The organism is Pontibacter rugosus (genome assembly GCF_042678745.1).
GTDB classification, from domain to species: domain Bacteria; phylum Bacteroidota; class Bacteroidia; order Cytophagales; family Hymenobacteraceae; genus Pontibacter; species Pontibacter rugosus.
This window is the reverse complement of sequence record NZ_JBHTLD010000307.1, coordinates 1-4,160: the sequence shown is the minus strand read 5'-3', so window position 1 is coordinate 4,160 and position 4,160 is coordinate 1. Positions and strand designations below refer to the sequence as shown.

At 45.0% G+C, this 4,160-nt stretch carries 6 protein-coding genes; all 6 read right to left on the bottom strand.

Going from position 1 to position 4,160, the window contains the following annotated elements; translation table 11 throughout:
- Window positions 1-68 precede the first annotated feature (68 nt).
- Window positions 69-1,382, bottom strand: coding sequence for a CsgG/HfaB family protein (locus ACFQ2O_RS20350; RefSeq protein WP_377532415.1), 1,314 nt, complete (start codon window positions 1,380-1,382; stop codon window positions 69-71).
- Window positions 1,383-1,536: 154 nt separating this feature from the next.
- On the bottom strand, window positions 1,537-1,962 hold the full coding sequence (locus ACFQ2O_RS20345; RefSeq protein WP_377532413.1) for a curli production assembly/transport component CsgF: 426 nt from the start codon (window positions 1,960-1,962) through the stop codon (window positions 1,537-1,539).
- A 37-nt stretch (window positions 1,963-1,999) separates the two neighbouring features.
- Entirely contained in the window at window positions 2,000-2,554 is a 555-nt protein-coding gene (locus ACFQ2O_RS20340; RefSeq protein ID WP_377532410.1) for a CsgE family curli-type amyloid fiber assembly protein, read from the bottom strand.
- Window positions 2,555-2,700: 146 nt separating this feature from the next.
- Window positions 2,701-3,123: a response regulator gene (locus ACFQ2O_RS20335; protein WP_377532407.1), complete on the bottom strand. Its 423-nt coding sequence runs from the start codon at window positions 3,121-3,123 to the stop codon at window positions 2,701-2,703.
- 9 nt (window positions 3,124-3,132) lie between these two features.
- Window positions 3,133-3,960, bottom strand: coding sequence for a sensor histidine kinase (locus ACFQ2O_RS20330; protein ID WP_377532404.1), 828 nt, complete (start codon window positions 3,958-3,960; stop codon window positions 3,133-3,135).
- The coding region (locus tag ACFQ2O_RS20325; RefSeq protein WP_377532401.1) for a hypothetical protein at window positions 3,957-4,160 on the bottom strand (204 nt) is incomplete at its 5' end. The genes ACFQ2O_RS20330 and ACFQ2O_RS20325, both read right to left, overlap by 4 nt.

Here is a 4,160-nt window from a genome sequence, read left to right as displayed (position 1 = left end):
TGAAAAAGAAAAGGGGCACCTGCACTTTGTGCAGATGCCCCTTTTCCAGACGCTAAGGCAGCTTTAAACTATTTGAATAAATTCAGATAATAGTTTACACCTACTTTTCCACCCCAGTAGTAATCATTAAACCTTCCACGCTGTACTTCATCCATCGTATCATTCAACATATAGGAGCTAAACACGTTTGCTTCTACGCCAAAGCGTTTACTTGCCATAAACTCAACACCGAGGCCAGCTTTAACATAACTGTTCAGATTATTGAAAGATACATTCCCTAAGGCGTCTCCCAGATTGCCTCCTGTAGAAAGGGCGCCGGCGCCAATCTGCAGGTAAGGTGTATGGGCTAGCATCGGAAACAGATTATAGTTAACATCTACCTCACCGTACACTATTTTCTGTTGGAAATTTCGTTCTGTAGATAGCTCTCCCCCTCCTACGCGCACATCAAACGATAAATTACTACGGGTACTAAATCGCAAACCCGCTTCTGCCATTGGTGTTATCTTCGGATCAGAATAGTCTCCGTTATACCGCAGAGCGCCACCTGCAACACTTATACCTATAGCGCCGCGGCGCTGTGCCATAATCTGGCCATGTATATCAGAATTCTGCGCATCCTGTTTTTCCTGCAAATACTCTTTCACGATTGGGCTGTCCAGGGCCTCCTTGGTTTGCGGCCTCCAGTAGCCTGCCAGCATCCCCTCAATCACCATGCTTTGCACAGCTTTATCAATAGCTTCCTTCACGGCTATCTCAGATGGCTCATTATAAGTGAATCCTGTTTCAGCCTCGAGCAGGCGCTTGAACTTTACATAGCGGAACACGCCAAAGTCCATTGATTGGGACAGGATAGTTTTAGAAGTATAAACCGTTTTAAGGATCTCGCCGGTACTGGTGGAAATCGCTCGCAGATACACCGTTACCTTATCTTCGCGGTACTGCCCTGAGCCACCGGCACCAAAGTAACGCAGACCGGCGCCTCCTGTAATAACATTGGCATCATAAGAAATAATACCCCCTTCCAGTATAATACCGGCAAAAAGCAGTGACGGGAGCAGTGGTTCTGGTTTACCTGTCAATTGTTCTGCCTCAGCCCTTGTAGAACGTATAATCTTTCGTTCGTTCAGTAAGTTTCCCAGGTTTTCACGCTCGATTGGCGTAAACCAGCCTGACTCTTCTAAAGATTTAAGCAGGATGGTGGTTGTGCCCTGAGTAACAGCTGTAGACCAGCTGGCACCAGTGGCAGAGGGTTTGTATTGCCCTGTCTGATCGCGGAATTTGTAAACGGCGGCCACAACTTTTTGCTGCGGAGGCGGCAGGCTTACCAAGGCATCGTTGCCGGGAGCGGGCACTCCTAAGGCAGCCCTTGATGTTTGCATAGGTTGATTGAAATACGGAGCACAACCAGAGGCTAGCAGCAGTAAAAGAGCAGGTAGCACCCTGAGGTAAAAGGAAAAGCTGTTTTGCATGAAATAAGGGTATAAGGGTAAACTGGGTAATTGGCGTGGCAAAGAAAATGATTCTCAGAAGGGATCAATAATAAGGAACTGTAACAGTAGTCTGGTTACCTGTGCCGATATCCACAATCTGTATTATCACACCACCAGTTCCTTCCGTTACCTCGATCTGATAATTACCTATAGTATAACTACCGGGCTCCAAACCACCCTCGCCAAACTGGCTTGTAATCAGTTGCCGTGAAAGCTGGCTTAGAATCTGGCGCTCCAGGTTTTGTTTAAAATTTTCAAGCGGGTCCTGCGATCCAGAAGATGATTTAGTAGCAGCGGGGTCTTTAAGTTTATCCTGTGATTGTGCCGAACTTTGCAGCCATTGATAGTTGAACGTTTCGCCACCAAAAGCAGGATTAACCGGCCGGTAGACCAGGTCTTGTGCCTGTACTTTACCTGCCCCTAAAAACAAAACAATAAATAAAATGCCTAATAAGTAAGTTTTTTTCATGCGGTATTCTGTATGAGGAGTGATGGATAAGACTTTTTTAAAATAACTCCCGGGCTTTCTTGCCTTCAGCTTCTAGTTGCTGCTGTAGGTGGTCCTGCACCAGGTGTTCGTAAGCAAGACCTACGGCATAGGTCGCTATCTCTTCTATAAGATCATACTTGGGTTGCATCTGTTGCTCCAGTATATTTTGGTCATTTATACTTACTTGTATCAAGGCGCTGTTACCGCGAGCCGGCAGCTCCTTTATTTTTATAGTAAAGTTCTTTGCCATGGGCGGAGCTTCCCACTGACGCTGAAAGATGTCATAAAAATCACTGCCCATTTTAGTGATTGTTTCATCTACCACAAGTCCGTCAATCTCCAGATCGGCAGAGTTCCGTACAGGCTGCTCAAACTTATTCAGCTGCTCGTATGCCCGTTGCTGCGTCTGTACATTTTCCTTTATTGTATCCTGCTTTACTTCTGTTTCAGTAGCTTTCTGCTGTGCATTTGCCCCAGTTGTAACCATTACACAGCTCAGAATCCACACTAAGTGCACGATTGTAGCTTTAGCCAAAGACAAAGTAATTCGTTCAAATATTAGAGACAACATATATAACATCTATACTTTATATAGTTGAAAAAGTTTATATAAATATTTGAAAATTAAAATTCAAAAACAAGATGTTATCACTTAATAAAGCCAATCAGCCTCAGTTTTATTTTAACCAAGCTTTTTGAGTTGCTTTTACCTACCTATCACTTGCAAGGCACCTCTATCTTGATGGCTGAAGAATAGTATGATTTTCCGGCTTTAAGCGCCTGTAGCGCCTGCCGGAGTTCATCTGGTTCAGAATTCTTCAAGAGATATCCTTTAACGCCCTCCTCCAACAGGTTATCTACCAGCGCTTCGTCTCCATAAGTAGACATGATCAGTATTTTTACATGAGGATACTTGGAAAGCAGGTATCGTGAAGTGTCTACACCGTCCATCTCCGGCATCTCCAGATCCAGCATAAATATATCGGGTAGATTAGATTCCACAAGCTCCAGCAGTTCGGCGCCATTACTTGCATCAGCTACAAGCGTTATTTCGCTAAAGCCTTTTAACAGTTCCAGAACCCCCTTCCGGAACAAGATGTGATCATCAGCAATAGCTAATGTTAGAGGCTGGTAATTCATACTATAAAATTAATTGGTTGTGTGTGCTAATTTCTTTGCATGCATAACCGGCACATTGATTTCGGCTCTGATACCGGCACCGGGCGAGGATGTAAGGGTAATATGTCCACCCATAAGAGCCGCACGGCTCTGGAGACTCATAATGCCTAAACCTCCTCCTTGCAGGTTTTCCCCCTCCTGCAAAGTATGAAGGTTAAAGCCTTTTCCGTTATCGGTATAAACAAGCAGAATATTTTCAGATTCAAAAAGTAGCTCTACCGTTACTTGTGTGGCCTCCGCGTGCTTCAGTGTATTGTTCAGTAGCTCCTGCACCATCCGATACAGCAGTAGTTCGTTTTTCGGGTTTAACCTTCTATTCTTCTCGTTATACTTCACTATCATTTCCAGCTGGTTACTACCACTGGCCAAGGTACGGCGCAGCGCCTCCAACGACTGTACAAGCCCCATCTTCTCCAGCACTACCGGCATCAGGTCATGGGAGATACGGCGCACGCTGCTCAGCACATCATCCAGTTGCTGCTTTATATTGTAGCCTGCCGTTAATAAACCTTCATCCTTCACCTCTACATTATTTACCAGCTGGTAAAGATTGAGTTTGATGAGTGCCAGCATCGCCCCTACTTCATCGTGCAGGTCGCGTGCTACCCGGCGGCGCTCATCTTCCTGTGTTTGCAAGGTAACCTCCAGCAACTGCTGCTGTTTAACGTCCTGCAGCTCCCGGAGATGCTCCTGGTGTTGCAGCATGCGCCTTTGGTAAAGTACCACAAACACAATAATACCTACCGACAGAACAAGCAGTACAGGCGTAATAAGTATAACTGGCTCGAGTGTACTCATTTTACAGGGCTTCTTTTTAACGCCATAGTTAACACAGCATAAAAAAATATATTAAGAACAAACACAATGCAAAGGCAGATGCGTGCTGTATTATAAGACTCGGCTAAGGCATCGTTAAACATGGCATACGCCATAGAAATACCGGCCTGGTAAATCAGCACACCACAACTCAAAACAAAAACAGGATCTTTATCAAGGTA